The 14,533-nt window shown below is 58.9% G+C and carries 18 protein-coding genes; 5 read left to right on the top strand and 13 right to left on the bottom strand.

Annotated elements, in window-relative coordinates; all coding sequences use genetic code 11:
* Window positions 1–12 precede the first annotated feature (12 nt).
* A complete protein-coding gene (locus tag ACR0JA_RS13615; RefSeq protein WP_480575575.1) occupies window positions 13–1,239 on the top strand; it encodes an adenylate/guanylate cyclase domain-containing protein in 1,227 nt (408 codons plus the stop codon).
* A 31-nt stretch (window positions 1,240–1,270) separates the two neighbouring features.
* Here ACR0JA_RS13615 and ACR0JA_RS13610 read toward each other — a convergent pair whose 3' ends face one another.
* Window positions 1,271–2,452 (bottom strand): phytanoyl-CoA dioxygenase family protein, encoded by a 1,182-nt coding sequence (locus ACR0JA_RS13610; protein WP_480575571.1) that lies wholly within the window; start codon window positions 2,450–2,452, stop codon window positions 1,271–1,273.
* A gap of 80 nt (window positions 2,453–2,532) precedes the next feature.
* Between ACR0JA_RS13610 and ACR0JA_RS13605 the strand changes: the two genes are divergently transcribed.
* Window positions 2,533–3,558 carry a LacI family DNA-binding transcriptional regulator gene (locus ACR0JA_RS13605; protein WP_480575568.1) on the top strand — a complete coding sequence of 342 codons (1,026 nt, stop codon included), beginning with the start codon at window positions 2,533–2,535 and terminating at the stop codon, window positions 3,556–3,558.
* 24 nt (window positions 3,559–3,582) lie between these two features.
* Here the strand turns inward: ACR0JA_RS13605 and ACR0JA_RS13600 are convergent, their stop codons facing one another.
* The gene (locus ACR0JA_RS13600) at window positions 3,583–4,392 is read right to left on the bottom strand and encodes a division plane positioning ATPase MipZ (protein WP_480575564.1); all 810 of its coding nucleotides are present in this window, start codon (window positions 4,390–4,392) and stop codon (window positions 3,583–3,585) included.
* Window positions 4,393–4,606: 214 nt separating this feature from the next.
* Here ACR0JA_RS13600 and ACR0JA_RS13595 point away from each other — a divergent pair, with 214 nt between their 5' ends.
* Entirely contained in the window at window positions 4,607–5,494 is an 888-nt protein-coding gene (locus ACR0JA_RS13595; protein WP_480575561.1) for an AEC family transporter, read from the top strand.
* A 156-nt stretch (window positions 5,495–5,650) separates the two neighbouring features.
* Window positions 5,651–7,240: an MFS transporter gene (locus tag ACR0JA_RS13590; RefSeq protein WP_480575558.1), complete on the top strand. Its 1,590-nt coding sequence runs from the start codon at window positions 5,651–5,653 to the stop codon at window positions 7,238–7,240.
* A 214-nt stretch (window positions 7,241–7,454) separates the two neighbouring features.
* Here ACR0JA_RS13590 and rpmE read toward each other — a convergent pair whose 3' ends face one another.
* Window positions 7,455–7,676: a 50S ribosomal protein L31 gene (gene rpmE, locus ACR0JA_RS13585; RefSeq protein ID WP_480575555.1), complete on the bottom strand. Its 222-nt coding sequence runs from the start codon at window positions 7,674–7,676 to the stop codon at window positions 7,455–7,457.
* A gap of 11 nt (window positions 7,677–7,687) precedes the next feature.
* The gene (rplS, locus tag ACR0JA_RS13580) at window positions 7,688–8,071 is read right to left on the bottom strand and encodes a 50S ribosomal protein L19 (protein WP_480575832.1); all 384 of its coding nucleotides are present in this window, start codon (window positions 8,069–8,071) and stop codon (window positions 7,688–7,690) included.
* Between the two features lie 380 nt (window positions 8,072–8,451).
* On the opposite strand from rplS, the gene ACR0JA_RS13575 reads away from it, so the two are divergent.
* Window positions 8,452–9,255, top strand: coding sequence for a glycoside hydrolase family 25 protein (locus tag ACR0JA_RS13575; RefSeq protein WP_480575552.1), 804 nt, complete (start codon window positions 8,452–8,454; stop codon window positions 9,253–9,255).
* Here the strand turns inward: ACR0JA_RS13575 and ACR0JA_RS13570 are convergent.
* The 9 genes from ACR0JA_RS13570 to ACR0JA_RS13530 all read right to left on the bottom strand — a co-directional run bounded on the left by ACR0JA_RS13570 (window position 9,252) and on the right by ACR0JA_RS13530 (window position 14,530).
* Entirely contained in the window at window positions 9,252–9,677 is a 426-nt protein-coding gene (locus tag ACR0JA_RS13570; RefSeq protein WP_480575549.1) for a hypothetical protein, read from the bottom strand. The genes ACR0JA_RS13575 and ACR0JA_RS13570 overlap by 4 nt on opposite strands.
* A 136-nt stretch (window positions 9,678–9,813) precedes the next feature.
* On the bottom strand, window positions 9,814–10,623 hold the full coding sequence (gene trmD / locus ACR0JA_RS13565) for a tRNA (guanosine(37)-N1)-methyltransferase TrmD (protein ID WP_480575546.1): 810 nt from the start codon (window positions 10,621–10,623) through the stop codon (window positions 9,814–9,816).
* The gene (locus tag ACR0JA_RS13560) at window positions 10,620–11,435 is read right to left on the bottom strand and encodes a hypothetical protein (RefSeq protein ID WP_480575543.1); all 816 of its coding nucleotides are present in this window, start codon (window positions 11,433–11,435) and stop codon (window positions 10,620–10,622) included. Before ACR0JA_RS13560 ends, trmD begins: the two co-directional genes overlap by 4 nt.
* The gene (gene rimM / locus ACR0JA_RS13555; RefSeq protein ID WP_480575540.1) at window positions 11,435–11,938 is read right to left on the bottom strand and encodes a ribosome maturation factor RimM; all 504 of its coding nucleotides are present in this window, start codon (window positions 11,936–11,938) and stop codon (window positions 11,435–11,437) included. Before rimM ends, ACR0JA_RS13560 begins: the two co-directional genes overlap by 1 nt.
* Window positions 11,939–12,081: 143 nt before the next feature.
* Entirely contained in the window at window positions 12,082–12,717 is a 636-nt protein-coding gene (gene bluB, locus ACR0JA_RS13550; protein ID WP_480575537.1) for a 5,6-dimethylbenzimidazole synthase, read from the bottom strand.
* A 12-nt stretch (window positions 12,718–12,729) separates the two neighbouring features.
* On the bottom strand, window positions 12,730–13,119 hold the full coding sequence (rpsP, locus tag ACR0JA_RS13545; protein ID WP_170694628.1) for a 30S ribosomal protein S16: 390 nt from the start codon (window positions 13,117–13,119) through the stop codon (window positions 12,730–12,732).
* 42 nt (window positions 13,120–13,161) lie between these two features.
* Window positions 13,162–13,458, bottom strand: a complete 297-nt coding sequence (locus ACR0JA_RS13540; protein ID WP_039541590.1) for a chorismate mutase — start codon at window positions 13,456–13,458, stop codon at window positions 13,162–13,164.
* The gene (locus ACR0JA_RS13535; RefSeq protein WP_480575533.1) at window positions 13,455–13,994 is read right to left on the bottom strand and encodes a GNAT family N-acetyltransferase; all 540 of its coding nucleotides are present in this window, start codon (window positions 13,992–13,994) and stop codon (window positions 13,455–13,457) included. The genes ACR0JA_RS13540 and ACR0JA_RS13535 overlap by 4 nt, the downstream gene beginning before the upstream one ends.
* Entirely contained in the window at window positions 13,991–14,530 is a 540-nt protein-coding gene (locus ACR0JA_RS13530) for a GNAT family N-acetyltransferase (RefSeq protein ID WP_480575530.1), read from the bottom strand. The genes ACR0JA_RS13535 and ACR0JA_RS13530 overlap by 4 nt, the downstream gene beginning before the upstream one ends.
* Window positions 14,531–14,533: the final 3 nt, after the last annotated feature.

Raw genomic sequence — 14,533 nt, 5'->3', positions numbered from 1 at the left:
CAGGAAAGTGACATGATGGCCTCGGACCCCAACGCGGCAAAATCATACGAGCTTATCGACTGGCTGGTGACACGCGGCCTTGAAGGTGCGGGCGAGCAGGATCTGCTGGACGGCTATTGCAATAAATTGCTGGAGTTGGAGGTGCCGCTGATGCGGTTCCACGCGGCCCAGCCCGCCTTGCATCCCGCCTATGGTGGCACCGGGTACAGCTGGTACACAGGGCGCGGCGGAGAGTTTGTGACCTTTGACTATACCGAGACGCCAAGCGATCAATGGCGGCTCAGCCCGTTATACGCCATCCTGAACGACGGCTTGGATGTGGTGCATGAACGGATCGTGGATCAGAATACGCCCAGCCGTTACCCCATGATCAACGAATTACGGGAAATCGGTGCCACCGAGTATTACGCGACCGGTGTTCATTTCAACGCCCCGTCACGGCCTGACCATACGGGCGCCAACAAGCGCATAGATGGCGTGCTGATGTCCTGGACAAGCAATGCACCCGCGGGGTTTCAGGACGCGGATCTAGACCTGATCAACAGCGCGCTGCCGCATCTGGGCCTGGCGCTGAAATCAGCAACCGGCGAAACCATCGCCCGCGACCTGATGCGCGTCTATCTGGGCCGCGATGCCGGTCAGCGCGTCCTGTCCGGCGAAATCCGGCGCGGCTCTTTGCAGCAGATCGACGCTGTCATCTGGAACTTTGACCTCGAAGGCTTCACCGGCCTTTCAGAAGAGCTTCCCGGGGCCGAGATCATCGACATGCTGAACGATTATCTGGCGGTTGCCGTGGAAGTTGTTCACAAATTCGACGGAAGCATCCTGAAATTCATGGGCGATGGTCTGATGGCCATCTTTGACGTAGGCGAGATCGACGCCGACGCCCGTGCAGCGTTGGATGCTGTTGCAGCTTTACAGGACAGTATGTCCGAGTTGAACGCACGGCGCACGGCAGAGGGGCAGCGGGTGACTAACTATACTCTTGCCCTGCACGCCGGAGAGATCCTTTACGGCAATATCGGTGCTGAAAGCCGACTGGACTTTACAGTCATCGGCCCGGCCGTAAACCAGGCCGCGCGGATCGCCGGGATGCACCGTTCGCTGGGACAGCGCATCCTGTTGTCCGATGACGTGGCCCGCGCGGCGCGGCCTTGTGCGCATGATCTGGTATCGGTTGGCCGATATATGCTGCGCGGTGTGGCTGAGCCGAAAGAGTTGTTCACGGTCTACACCTGAAACTGGATAACCGATGCAGGGCAAAGCGGCATCAGGGCGATTGCCGCACCTTCATCTCATCCAGATGGACGGCCAGTTCTGATGGGCTCATGTTTTCGGCCAATGCACGATGCATGAACGCCGCCTGTGTCTCGGGCGCCAATCCGTCCTTTGGGGGATCGCGGTCCAGATTCGTCGGAAACGAATACCCTTCGGCGGTTGCAGCAATGGCGGCGCTGGTTTCGGCAGGGCTGAGAGAACCGTCGCTCTGCGCCTGGACCAGTTGCGGGTAAATCAACCTGCACATTGCATCCCGATCAATGGATTCCATGGCGCGCCCAAAGGCCGAGGATACTTGCAACAAGTTCGCCATTCGGTGCACGTCCGTCGTCGTGTTGGCACCGGCAGCGTGAAACAGCGCCGGGTTAAAGAAAACAGCATCGCCTTTCTGTAACGGGATCTGAACGCAGTTCTCTTCGAATTTAACGCGAAAATCATCGCGCCGCCACGCTGCGTATCCCGGTTTGTAGGCTTGTGAAAATGGCAGCAGTTTTGTCGGCCCGCTTTCGACCGGCATATCGCAATGCGCAATCGCACCCTGCAGGGTCAATGCAGGCGACAGGTCGTGCACATGGGTTGGATAGCTGGCGCTGATCGCGGCGGTCTGAAATCCCAGATGATAGTCGCGATGCGCTTGCTGCGCTGCACCACCGGGATGAACCAGATTGACCTGCGCCGTCATCTGGTAGTTGGGGCCAAGCCATGCCTCGCAAACCGCTGCGATCGAGGTGTTGGCGAAGTAGCGCATATAGACGCCCGGTGCGAACTCGCACAATTTTTGGAGTGAGTTCCAGATCCGGTCATTTGCTCCGGACGCTGCAAAATGATCACCGCCGCCCAGCGCGGCCGATTTCTCTTTGGCGATGACGTCCTCAAAAATTGAGGTCGCCTCATCGATCACGCTCGTATCTGCGTAGGCACCCTTGAGGGCAATAACCCCGGCCCCTGTTTGAAAAACCTGCGCCCATTCACCCAGAATGGCTCGGCGTTTAGAAGGGTCATTCAACAAGGGTTGAATGTCCTCCACATGATAGATCGGCACGTTCTTTTCGATCGCAGCAGCATGGGGAACGGATTCAGGCGCAACGCGCTGGTCTATAAGTGTTGCGAATTCGCTGAGATCGCAGGCCTCTGGGTCATAGTAGCGAATATTGTTGCAGTTGGTGCTATCCATGGCGGCTCCTTCCTCGGTTACGATCAGAATAGCGGTACACCGATTGATTTGAGCGCAAAAACACATCAGAAACACATCAAATGACACATCGTTTTCCAATTAAAGAAATTGCCAGACAGGCCGGGTTGGGGACCGCAACGGTTGACCGTGTCCTCAACAACCGGGCGCATGTAAGTCCGCAGACAAAGCTGCGGGTGACAGCGGCGGTCAATGAGTTGATTGCACAAGAAGCTCAACTTGCCGCCCGAGGGAGACGCCTGTTTTTTGATTTTGTCGTGGAAGCACCGCGCCGATTTAGCAGCGAAGTGAAAGCCGCAGCAGAAGCAATTCTTCCTCAGATCGGAATCGCGGTTTGCCGCCCTCGGTTTCTGCAGCAGGAAATTATGGAAGAAGACGAAGTTGTTGGTGCCTTGCAGCGTATCTTGAAACGCGGCAGCCAAGGCGTGTGCCTGAAGGCGCGGGACACCCCGAAGATCAGAGCGATGGTGAACCGACTGTCGGCGGCCAGCATTCCCGTAGTCACATTGGTGACCGATATCTGCGAAACCGACCGGGTAGCATATACCGGATTGGACAACGCTGGCGCGGGACGCACGGCGGCGTACCTTGTTGCCAAGTCAGTTGGCGACGTGTCTGGAGCTGTCTTGGCCACGCGCAGCCATGAACGCTTTCTCGGAGAAGAAGAGCGAGAGACAGCCTTTGTCGACGCCTTGTCAGTCCAGTGTCCGCGTTTGCGTATTGTTTCGGTACAAGGCGGCAGTGGCGTCGATTTTGAAACCTCCAGAGTCTTGTCGACCGCGTTAAACAGCGCGCTTGATCTGCGCGCCGTTTATTCGATGGGCGGTGGCAACCGATCAATCTTGAAAGCGCTTGATGACAACGGGCTTAGGCCGGAAGTCTACGTGGCCCACGATCTTGATCAGGAAAATCGGGAACTGATCCGAAGGCAGCAGCTGGACTTTGTTCTGCATCACGATCTGAAGCTGGACATAAGAAACGCCTTTGACGCTTTCCTAGAGTTTCATCAACTTTCATCCAGCCAAATAGAAACACCGATCTCGACGGTTCAGGTGCTGACACCAGAAAATGTCCCGCCCCAAAGGTGATGTGTCTGAAGGTGTTTGTTCAGATCAAAAATCGATTTCAACGCCCGGCAGGCTCAGCTCTTTCATCATATCGCGCAGTTCCTGACGCGCCGCGATGTTCGAGATGTTAAGCTGCTTGACCCCGATATCTTTGAGGTCCAGCAGGGTCAGGCCACGCGGGAAGAGTTCGCGGAAAATGACTCGCTCGGAAAAGCCCGAGGCCACGCGGAAGCCGATGCGTTGCGACAGCATCTCGATGGCGCGTTGCATCTTTTCCTTGTTGACCATGCGCTGGGTACCGACCCGGTTGCGCACAACGACCCAATCGATGGGTTTCAGTCCGGCCTGAGCGCGCAACTGCCGCGCGTTCCAGACCATCTCGGAATATACCGACGGGCCCAGAATTTTCTCACCCTTTGTGTCGATCCGTGCCAGCAGGTCGAAATCGATGAAACTGTCGTTCAGCGGGGTGATCAACGTGTCGGCCAGGGAATGCGCCACTTGGCTCAGGCGCGTGTGTGATCCCGGGCAGTCAATCAGGATAAAGTCGCTGTCGCTTTCCAGTTCGGCCACGGCGGCAGACAGGCGGTGATCATAGATGTTTTCACCCGGCCCCAGCTTGCTGGCGTCGATTTCGGGCAGGTCATGGTGGCGGGGGCTGGGAAGCGCAACCTCAGAGCCATTCAGAAAGTTCCCGCGATTCTCGAAATACCGGCCCAGGCTGCGCTGGCGCAAGTCCAGATCCAGCGTGCTGACCTTGTGGCCCAGACGCGCCAGTGCGGTTGCAACATGCATTGAAACGGTCGATTTTCCCGCGCCGCCCTTTTCGTTCCCCACTACGATGATATGTGCCATGCCTGTATTCCCAAGTCCCGCCGTGCTTCCCCACACGTTGTTGCGACCCACTATATGTTGTGTCGGGTGGGAAGGGAAGAACTCTGAGCCTACGATTGTGGCAATATCCACCTTTGCGGCCCGGGGTTTTGCGGTGCAGCTAGTGCCGAAATCCGGCGGTTGTCAAATTCGAGACGACCGCTCAGTCTGAGCGCAGGCAACGGAAAGGCGTTACGTGGATCACTTGTTTCTCAATGTTCTGAACGTGGTACTGCCGGTTTTGATCTGTGCAGGCGTCGGATACTGCCTGGCCGTGACCAAGGCCCCCTTCGACAACAAGGTGATTGGCGGCATCGTGTCGAAGGTCGGTTACCCGACCTTGATCATCTCGCACTTATCCACAACCAATCTGGCGGTCGGGACCTTTTTGGACATGATGAGCGCTGCTGCGCTGGCCGTTGCAGGATTCGGGGTGCTCGGATTCGCGGCCCTTAAAGCGCTGCGCTTACCGGTTCGCGCATTCCTGACGCCGTTGATGCATGGCAATGTGGGCAATATCGGACTGCCAATCACATTGCTGGCGCTGGGCGACGCTGGAATGGCCTATACGATGGCATTCGTGGTGGTTGTTCTGATCAGCATTTTCACGTTGGGGATGTGGATCCCGGCAGGTTCATTCTCGGCCAGAAAGCTGGCAACCTCGCCGATCATCTATGCGGTGATCCTGTCGCTGATCCTTATGGCCACGGGGCAGAGCCTGCCGCAGCCGATTGCCAAGTCTTTTGATATCCTAGGTGGCCTGTCGATCCCGCTGATGTTGCTGACGCTCGGCCACACCTTGGCAAGCTTGCGTATAAGCAGCCTTGGGCGGGCCGTGCTGTTGACCGCTTTGCACCTTGTCATGGCGCTTGTCATCGCCAGCGTACTTGTGTGGCTGTTCGGGTTCACCGGTGCAGAGCGGGGCGCATTGATCCTGTGCTGCCTGATGCCGTCATCAGTGGCGACCTATCTGTTCATCGACCAGCACGTGCCGGAATACGGACCGGATGTGGCGGGGTTCATTCTGGTCTCGACCCTGGCGACGGTTGTAGTGTTGCCGTTGGCTTTGACCTTCTGGATTTGAGGTGCTGCGCGTGATTTTTGATCGCTCTGCGCCAGATGACGGCGACAAAATTTGCTGCGTCGTCTATATGTTACGCGAAAGGGACACTTGGCGACGACAAGCAGTGCCGGGGTTCATTCAGATCAAGGAACGCAAAACGCTTCCGAAGGTGAGGTGATGTCAACAGCAAGCGCCAAAGATACATCCGACATGAAAGGGGCCAGAGTTGTCCTGGCGATGACTGCAATCTGCATGATGGTGGTCGGGTTCAACACAACTGCGGTCGCGACCATTCTGCCAAATCTCAAGGCCGAGTTCGACCTGACCCCTTCAGGGTTGCAATGGGTGATGGCGATCTACACCGTGGTCAGTGCGGCGCTGGTCACCATTGTCAGCCGGTTGGGCGACATAACCGGCAAGATGGGTGTCTTTTTCTTTGGAATGATCGTCTTTGCCATCGGCTCGACTTCGGTCCTGTTGTCGCAGGACACGGCGATGCTTTTGATCGGTCGCGGTGCGCAGGGTGCGGGGGCGGCTGCGTTGTTCGGAACCTCGCTGTCCTTGCTGACCGCCGCTACGCCCGAGGAAAAACGGGCTGGCGTCACCGGTGCCTGGGGCGCCATCGTCGGGCTTGCCATCGGGGTCGGCCCTATTGTTGGCGGTTCGTTCGCGCATTACCTCAGCTGGCGCGGCGTGTTCGCGACCGACATTGCGCTGTTGGTGATCGCCTTTGTGATCGGGTTGCGCGTGCATAAACGTGGCTATGTGCCGGACACGCGCCAAAGCGGCGCCGAATTCGACCTTCCGGGGGCAATCGCGCTGGTTCTGCTACTGGGGCCGCTGTCTTTTGCGCTGAGCAATGGAGAAAGCAAGGGATGGGGCAGTGCGCTGACGCTTGTGCCCTTGGGAACATCGGCCATCGCAGCCGTCGCGTTGGTGATCACCGCGCGCCGCAGCGATGATCCGTTGATCGAATTGCGATATTTCCGCCACCCACGGTACTTTATGGCGGCGGCCGGAATGTTCTTTACCGGCTTCACGCTGTTCTGCTTCTTTGTCTATTTCAACACCTTCGTGCAGTCGCCTGATGCGTTCGGCTATTCGTCTGTGACCGCCGGTGCCGCGATCATGCCATTGAGCCTCAGCATGTTTGTGGTGTCGGTCACCGCACCGCGCTTTCTGGCGCCGTACAGCTTCAGATGGCCTGTGCTGTTGGGTATGGGGTTCATGGGTTGCGGCCTTTTGCTGCTGACAACGACAACGTCGACCACGGGCTATGCGGAATTCTGGTGGAAACTGGTGATCGTCGGGATCGGGCTGGGCATCGGGTTTTCTTTGCTGCCAAGGCTGGGCCTGCGCCTGTTGCCGGAAGAGCATATGGGGCAGGGCTCGGGCGTCATCAACGCCTTCCTGTACTTTGGGGCAACCATTGGCGCAGTTGTTGGAGGTGTCGCTGAATCCCGAACCATCCGCGCTGGCTTGTCCGAAGTGATTGCTGCGTTGCCAGACGGATCAACGCAGCGCGAGGATCTGGCCCATGCGCTGACACATGGAACGCCCAGCCAGATTCAGGGTTTGATCGCCGAACTTGATCCGCAATCCGGGGCCGCCTTGGCACAGGCGTTGCGCGATTTGCAAGACAACGCCTTTGACAGCGCCATGCTGGTCGGGGCGTTGGCCGCGCTGACCGCGATGGTGTTGTCGCTATTCCTGCTGCGCGGACCTGTTCCGCCGCTGCATGAGGCCGCAAAACTGACACGGAAATAAGGCTTGAGTTGCGGTTGGTTTAGCCTCAAGGGCAGGGTCTAGGCCGATGCAATTTGATCGGGCAAAAACGGCGAAGCTGGTTTAATTGGCCGCTGAGCAAAAGCCCCGGTTTCAAACCGCCTGCCAAGTTCGTGTGGCGCGGTTTGCACAAGAGCCCCCAGCCAAGAAAAAAGCCGCCCCGGTGGGCGGCTTTTCCAATTCGAAGGGTTCAGGATCAGAAACCCAGGCCTTCGTATTTCTTTTTGAACTTCGACACGCGGCCGCCAGTGTCCATCAGACGCGACGAACCACCGGTCCACGCAGGGTGCACCGAGGGGTCGATTTCCAGAGCCAGCTGGTCGCCTTCGGCACCCCAGGTGGATTTCATCTGCACAACGGTGCCATCGGTCATTTTGACGTCGATGACGTGATAATCGGGATGGATGTCTTTTTTCATCTTTCCGTTCCTTACGCTTCGGCGCCAGCTTTGGGCTTGTAGTTGGTAACCTCTGCGATACGTGCGGATTTACCGCGGCGCGAGCGCAGATAGTACAGTTTGGCGCGACGGACGCGGCCACGGCGGACAACGGTGATGCTGTCGATGTTGGTCGAATGCAGGGGGAACACACGCTCCACGCCTTCGCCAAACGAAATCTTGCGAACGGTGAACGAACCGGCGATGCCGCTGCCACCTTTGCGCGCGATGCAGACGCCTTCGTAGTTCTGCACGCGGGTACGTGACCCTTCGGTCACTTTAAAGCCGACACGGATGGTGTCTCCGGCTTTGAAATCGGGAATGTCTTTCCCCAGGGCGACAATCTGTTCCGCCTCAAGCTGTGCGATCAGGTCCATCGCAGTTACTCCTATCTGCTCGTGGTTGGTCCACGAAGTTTGGGCACGGCCTGAGAGCTCTTGGTCTTCACCGGGTCCTGCGTGCAGCCCGCCAGAGGTCAGATCGAATGTTCCTTTGGTCCGGTCTGACATGCCGCGCCCCTGCAGAAGAAAGCCTGGCGTCTCGCCATGATGCAAACCAAAACACCGGAGTCGCACTGTGCGGCACCGGATTGCGCTCGTTTAAGGAATTTACGGACAGGGATCAAGCCCAATTTGCCAATAACATCGGTGCCTGATGGTGGGTTTTTGCCGTCTGAAAATTGCACCGTTGCCTTGCGCCGCCAATCAGGCATTCTGAGAGCAATTACAAGAGCAGATTTCAGATACAGGAACAGATGATGCACAAAGCTATGTTGCTGGCCCTTTTGGCCATTGCGCTGGTGTCCTGCGGGCGGCGCGGGCCGCAACCGCAGGCCGTTGATCCGCTGGCGTTCGCCGATGCAACCGCGCCATCGGTGATCTATCCCGATTTCGGAGACGCGGACCCGCATGAGTGGGAGGGGCGGCATCCCGGGCTCTACCCGGTCCATGGGCTGGACGTGTCGCGCTGGCAGGGTCCGATCGACTGGCGCAAGGCCAAGGCGTCGGGGGTCAGCTTTGCCTTCATCAAAGCCACCGAAGGCGGCGACTTTTCCGACCCGCTGTTCGAAGAACATCGCCGGGGCGCGCAGGCGGCGGGGGTGCCTTGGGCAGCATACCACTATTACTATTTCTGCCGACCGGCCGCCGAGCAGGCGCGGTGGTTCATCCAGAACGTGCCCAGGGGGGCAGATCTGCCACATGTTCTGGACATGGAATGGACGCCGCATTCCAAAACCTGCACTTTACGCCCGGATGGCCGAACAATCCGGGCCGAGGCGCAGCGGTTCCTGGACATTCTTGAGCGCCATTACGGTCGTCGACCGATTGTCTACACGACGGTCGATTTCTTCGAGGATACTGATATCGGTCGTTTGCCGAAAACCGAATTCTGGCTGCGCTCGGTCGCGGGTCATCCGCGCGAGGTCTACCCCCGAACCGTCTGGCGCTTCTGGCAATATACCGGCACCGGTTTGGTGCCGGGCGTGCAGGGGAAAGTTGACATCAACACCTTTAACGGCTCGCCCGAGATTTGGGCGCGATGGAAGGCCGGGGCCTCTTAGGCCCTTGGCGCACCATAGGATTCAATCGTGCCGCCACCAACAAGGTGATCCAGCCTTCTGACACGCTCTTCTCCGTGGGCATCGTTCAGCCAGAACTGCTCGCCATCCGTCAGATTGCGGCGCTCAAAGCCCTGCCGGGTCATACAGCGGTCGACCTGGTCGATCTCGCCCTGCGCGCGCACCGAGTCCTTTGTGTTGTAACCGACGATGGCACCGATCAGTGGCGTCGTCAGAAGGATGCCGGTTGCGTAGGCACCGATCACTGCGCTGTCGCCGCCGATATCCGCCTCGGTCGAGCAAGACTGAACCGCAACGCGGGCCGAGTGCAGATTGTGGCCAGCCTGGGTAGGCACCGACATTCCAAGGGGTTTGGTGGTGCACGCCGAAACGGCAAGCACTGCCAAGCACAAGATTTTTTTCATTTTGCAGCCTGTTATGCGTTGATACTCAAATTGCCCACGGCAACATCTAATAGACGAGTATTTTCGGAAACGATCAGCTTCAAGCGGTGCGATCAGAAAGCCTCAACATGCGACTTGTCGGCCACACGAAACTGGGTCAGTCCGCTGCTTTGTCGCGTGCGTTCACGTAGGATTCCCACAGATCCGGCCGCCGTTCACGGGTGATCTGTTCGGACATTTCGTGTCGCCATTCCGCGATGCGCCCATGATGGCCCGACATCAGGACTTCTGGTATCGCGCGCCCTTTCCAGTCAGCGGGCCGCGTATATTGCGGATGCTCCAAAAGTCCGGAAGAAAAGCTCTCGTCTTCCGCTGATGCCTGATTGCCCAAGACACCGGGGATCAGTCGCACCGTGGCGTCGATTAGCGCCTGCGCTGCAATCTCGCCGCCAGTCATGACGAAATCGCCCAGCGAGACTTCCTGAACGCCGTAATGGTCCAGCACGCGCTCATCAACACCTTCGAACCGACCGCACAGCAGGGTCATACCATCGCAACGCGCCAGGTTTTGCATCATCTGCTGGTTCATGGGCCGCCCGCGCGGGCTGAGATAGATCAAGGGCCAATTGCCGCGAACACCTGCCATCGTGTGTTCGATGGCCTCGCCCAGAACATCCGCGCGCAAAACCATTCCTGCGCCGCCACCTGCGGGCGTGTCATCAACATTGCGGTGCTTGCCGATACCGAACGGCCGCAGGTCGACGGTTTCCAACTGCCACAACCCGTCCTGAAGCGCCTTACCGGTCAGGCTCTCGCCCAAGACGCCGGGAAAGGCCGAAGGAAACAGCGTGATGACCTTGGCCTTCCAGACACCATGCAGATCGGGTGTCGGGGTCATCAACTCGCGCGGTTTCAGCGTCGGGCGGATCGCCTTGCGGCCGTGTGATTTTCCGGGTTGGTCTGTCATGTGATGCCGATCGGGTCTTTCCGGGCAGATTGAACAAGGGCACGCTTTTGCCGGATCAATTCGGGTTCGTCCAGATTGGATCGGTTCAACGCCAATATCTCGGCCAACGCCTCAACGGGCAGGGCCGAATTCCTGCGTATGGGCCTGACCAATTCCTGCGCTTCAGGGTCCGGCTGGTCCAGAAACGCGGCAAAGGGCGCGCCCGGTCCAAGCGGATGTTGTTGCAGGTCGTGCAGCCATTCAGACCGGACCTGCACGTTTGGCAGGCGATCGCGGATCGCCTCGACGGCGTCTTCGGGCGATGGGACGGAGCGCATCCGGGTCTGAAACGCGTCGAAATCCTGCAACAGCCGGCTGCGTTGCAGGTCATGAGCCCAAAGGCTGCGCAACCACTCGGTCCGCCGCCGCAGAGAATAATACAGCGTGATGTCGAGCTCTTCGTCCACAAACCGGTTGCGGATCAGGCTGACCAGACAGGCCGCCAACTCGGGCGCAGCCTCGTAGCCTACGGCCACATTGCGGCTGGGTCGAAGGCCCGAGAAGTTCTCTTCGCTCAGGATCAGTCCACGCTTTTCACCGAAATCGAGATCTGCCAGCAGGTTGCGTGTACGGTTGGCAAATTCGGTCAGCGTACTGTGCGTGCCATAGACCGAGTACCGGGTTGCCGCATCCGACAGGCCCAGTTTTCGGGTCCGAAAGGGCAGGACAAGCGCATGATGCCGCCAGATGAGCTGGCGGTTTTCGTACAGAAAGGACTGCGCTGCCGTCGTGCCGGTCTTGTGAAGACCCAGATGCAGCAACACCTTTCGCATTACATCAGGCCCTCAGGCGGGTCGGCGACGATGCGACGCTGTTCCAGATCGACCGTTGGCACAACTTCAAGCGTGAAGGGCAGCAGAACGGTTGATTTCAGCCCGGGCCCATGGAGTTCCAGCAAATCCGCCGCGCCATGATTTTGTACCGCTTTCACCCGGCCCAACAGCGTGCCGCCAGTGTCGTAAACCTCAAGCCCGATCAGGTCGGTGTGATAAAACTCGTCATCGGGCAAAGACGGCAGTTGATCGCGCCGCGCATAGAGGCGCAGGCCATTGATGGCGTCAGCCTCTTCTTTGGTCTCAATACCCCCCAGCCGCGCCGCGAAGCCGTTCTTGATCGGGCGGGTCAGGACCACAGGGTAGCGTTCGCTGCCCTTCTCGTCAGTCAGGGGCGAGTAGGATTCGATATCTTCGGGCACGGCGCAAAAGCTTTTCAGACGAACTTCGCCACGCACGCCGTAAGAGCCTGCAATGCTGCCGACGCAGATCAGATCACTCATTTGGCTCATCCGTCACACATAGCCCATCTTGCCATTGCCCGCGTGCCTCGCACGCTTCGCGTTGATTTGAACGTTCAAAGAACACGCCGACAATAAAGGCGATCAGCAACAGGATGGGAAGTCGAATTAGCCCGAACATCCGCCTATCGCACCTCGATTGTCAGAGTGTCGTTGCGGTTTTCCCAACCTGCCTGTTCCAGTTCTGGCGTGTCTGACAGGTCTTCGGGCCAACCAACACAGAAATAGCCGATCAGGTGCCAGTCGTCCGGTGCGCTCAGATCCCGCACCAATTGAGCGGGGTCCAGAATGGACACCCAGCCCAGCCCCAACCCTTCGGCCCGGAGCGCCAGCCAGAATAGGGTGATGGCCGAGACGACCGAATAGCGCCGCATCTCGGGCATGGTGCCCGCACCCAGACCCTGTCCCTTATCGGTGGCATCATCGCAGAACACGGCGAGCTGAACCGGGGCCTCTTGCATGCCCGACAATTTCAACTGGCTGTACAGCTGCGCCCTGTTGCCGGAATATCCGGCCAGCGCCTGCTCGTTTGCGGTTTGGAAATTTTTCAGTGCCGCGTCGCGCGCGGCCTCACTTTCGACGCGGATCACGCGCCAGGGTTCGCTCAGCCCTACCGATGGGGCCAGTCGAAACGCGTCGAGGCAGCGCGTCAGCACTGCCTCGTCCACAGGGTCGGTGCGAAACCGGCGCACATCGCGCCGGAGCCGCATCAACAGATCGAACTGCGTGCGAAAATCGTCGGAAAAAGTCTGATCCCGCACGCGCCCGCCTGCTTATTCTTCTGCCGCAGCTTCTTCAGCCGGTGCAGCCGCCGCCTCAGTAGCTTCAGCAGCCTTGGCCGCTTTCTCTTCCGCGCGTTCCTGAGCTTTCTTGCCCGGGGTACCCTTGTTGGGGTTGTTACGCTCGGCCTTGTCGCGTGCGCCAGCAGCTTCCAGCATGCGCGCGATACGGTCGGTCGGCTGAGCGCCCTGATCCAGCCAGTACTGGATGCGCTCCATGTTCATTTTCACGCGCTCTTCGCTGTCTTTCGGCAGCAGCGGGTTGTAGGTGCCCAGTTTCTCGATGAAACGGCCATCGCGGGGCATACGGCTGTCAGCCGCAACAATGCGATAGAAGGGGCGTTTTTTCGAGCCGCCGCGGGCGAGACGAATTTTCATTGCCATGGTGGTATCTCCTTTGAATGGCGTATCCGGCGTGGTGCCGGTTTAGTTCTGGTGTTTCTTATGGTGTCGGATGACTTCCTGAATGATGAAGTTCAGGAAAGCCTTGGCGAAATCGGGGTCCAGATCGGCCTCTTTCGCCAGGTCTTCTAACCGTGCGATCTGCGCGGCCTCGCGCGAGGGATCGGACGGGGGAAGGTCGTGTGCGGCCTTGAGTTTGCCCACAGCCTGCGTGTGCTTGAACCGCTCGCCCAGCGTGTAGACAAGGATCGCGTCCAGCCGGTCGATGCTTTCGCGGTGGTCTTTCAACAGCGCGGCGGCCTGGGTCACGGGGTTGGTCATTGGCCGGTCCTTTCGGTGGTCAAGTCGATCTGCGGGTGGCGCCAGATCTGGGCGTGTTTTCCCAACAGCTCGGCATTCTCAAGTTCGAGCGTTGCGCCAATGCGCTTTGCTAACGCGCGCGAGCGATCGTTTGCATGGGCGATGTACGAAATCACCCCATTCAAACCCTGATGCCGGGCTGCATAGTCACGTGCGGCGGCGGCGGCCTCGGACCCCAGACCCCTGCCTTCGGCTTCTTCCATCAGCGTCCAGCCGAGTTCGGGTTCAGCCCAGCCGGGAACGTAGATCATGCCGGCCCAACCGACAAACGCGCCGCTGGATTTCTCGGTCAAGTGCCACAGGCCATAGCCGCGCAGCGCCCAATGACCCAACCGGTTTGACAATGAGTTCCAGCTTTCAAGGGCGTCTTTAGGTCCACCCACCATATGGCTGCGCTTGGTCGCGAAGAACGCGGTCATCGCGGGCAGATCGTCCAGATGCGGCGCGCGCAGGATCAGGCGGTCGGTTTCGACAGTGGGGATCGTGAACGAGGTCATGCATAGGCCTCCATCCCGCCATTCACCAAATCGCTTGGCGCCGGGTGCCGCCAGACGTGCATCGTTCCGAATGCGGGGTGTTCGTAGGTGTAATCGAACCGGGCACCCAACCGTTCAGCAACGGCTTTGCTGCCCAGATTTTCCGGATCAATTAGCGATATTGCGGTTTCCCAGCCTAGCACGTCATAAGCGTGGGCACGCGCTGCCAGTGCAGCCTCGGTCGCATAGCCTTTGCCGGTTGCGTGGTTCATAAGGGTCCAGCCGATTTCCGGCTCGGGCCAGCTGTGCGGGAACCAGAGACCTACACGCCCGACATACGTTCCGGTATCTTTCTCCTCGACCCCCCAGAACCCATAACCACGCATCGCCCAATGCCCCAGCAGCATTGCAATCGCGCGCCAGGTCTCGTCCGGGCGCTTTGGCCCGCCTACGAAATGCGAGGCGTCGCTGGCGAAGAACTCGGCTTCTGCGTCGAAATCAGCCTCGGACGGTGCGCGCATGATCAGGCGTTCGGTCTCAAGGGTTGGGATGGACATCGC

This window comes from Ruegeria sp. AM4 (genome assembly GCF_056540665.1).
This window is presented reverse-complemented; position numbering and strand designations above follow the sequence as displayed.

Bases quoted from the DNA above. Each gene is read 5' to 3' on its own strand.
- ACR0JA_RS13615 (WP_480575575.1), top strand. From the start codon at position 13: ATGATGGCCTCGGACCCCAACGCGGCAAAATCATACGAGCTTATCGAC.
- ACR0JA_RS13610 (WP_480575571.1), bottom strand. From the start codon at position 2,452: ATGGATAGCACCAACTGCAACAATATTCGCTACTATGACCCAGAGGCC.
- ACR0JA_RS13605 (WP_480575568.1), top strand. From the start codon at position 2,533: ATGACACATCGTTTTCCAATTAAAGAAATTGCCAGACAGGCCGGGTTG.
- ACR0JA_RS13600 (WP_480575564.1), bottom strand. From the start codon at position 4,392: ATGGCACATATCATCGTAGTGGGGAACGAAAAGGGCGGCGCGGGAAAA.
- ACR0JA_RS13590 (WP_480575558.1), top strand. From the start codon at position 5,651: ATGTCAACAGCAAGCGCCAAAGATACATCCGACATGAAAGGGGCCAGA.
- rpmE (WP_480575555.1), bottom strand. From the start codon at position 7,676: ATGAAAAAAGACATCCATCCCGATTATCACGTCATCGACGTCAAAATG.
- rplS (WP_480575832.1), bottom strand. From the start codon at position 8,071: ATGGACCTGATCGCACAGCTTGAGGCGGAACAGATTGTCGCCCTGGGG.
- ACR0JA_RS13575 (WP_480575552.1), top strand. From the start codon at position 8,452: ATGCACAAAGCTATGTTGCTGGCCCTTTTGGCCATTGCGCTGGTGTCC.
- ACR0JA_RS13570 (WP_480575549.1), bottom strand. From the start codon at position 9,677: ATGAAAAAAATCTTGTGCTTGGCAGTGCTTGCCGTTTCGGCGTGCACC.
- trmD (WP_480575546.1), bottom strand. From the start codon at position 10,623: ATGACAGACCAACCCGGAAAATCACACGGCCGCAAGGCGATCCGCCCG.
- ACR0JA_RS13560 (WP_480575543.1), bottom strand. From the start codon at position 11,435: ATGCGAAAGGTGTTGCTGCATCTGGGTCTTCACAAGACCGGCACGACG.
- rimM (WP_480575540.1), bottom strand. From the start codon at position 11,938: ATGAGTGATCTGATCTGCGTCGGCAGCATTGCAGGCTCTTACGGCGTG.
- rpsP (WP_170694628.1), bottom strand. From the start codon at position 13,119: ATGGCAATGAAAATTCGTCTCGCCCGCGGCGGCTCGAAAAAACGCCCC.
- ACR0JA_RS13540 (WP_039541590.1), bottom strand. From the start codon at position 13,458: ATGACCAACCCCGTGACCCAGGCCGCCGCGCTGTTGAAAGACCACCGC.
- ACR0JA_RS13535 (WP_480575533.1), bottom strand. From the start codon at position 13,994: ATGACCTCGTTCACGATCCCCACTGTCGAAACCGACCGCCTGATCCTG.
- ACR0JA_RS13530 (WP_480575530.1), bottom strand. From the start codon at position 14,530: ATGTCCATCCCAACCCTTGAGACCGAACGCCTGATCATGCGCGCACCG.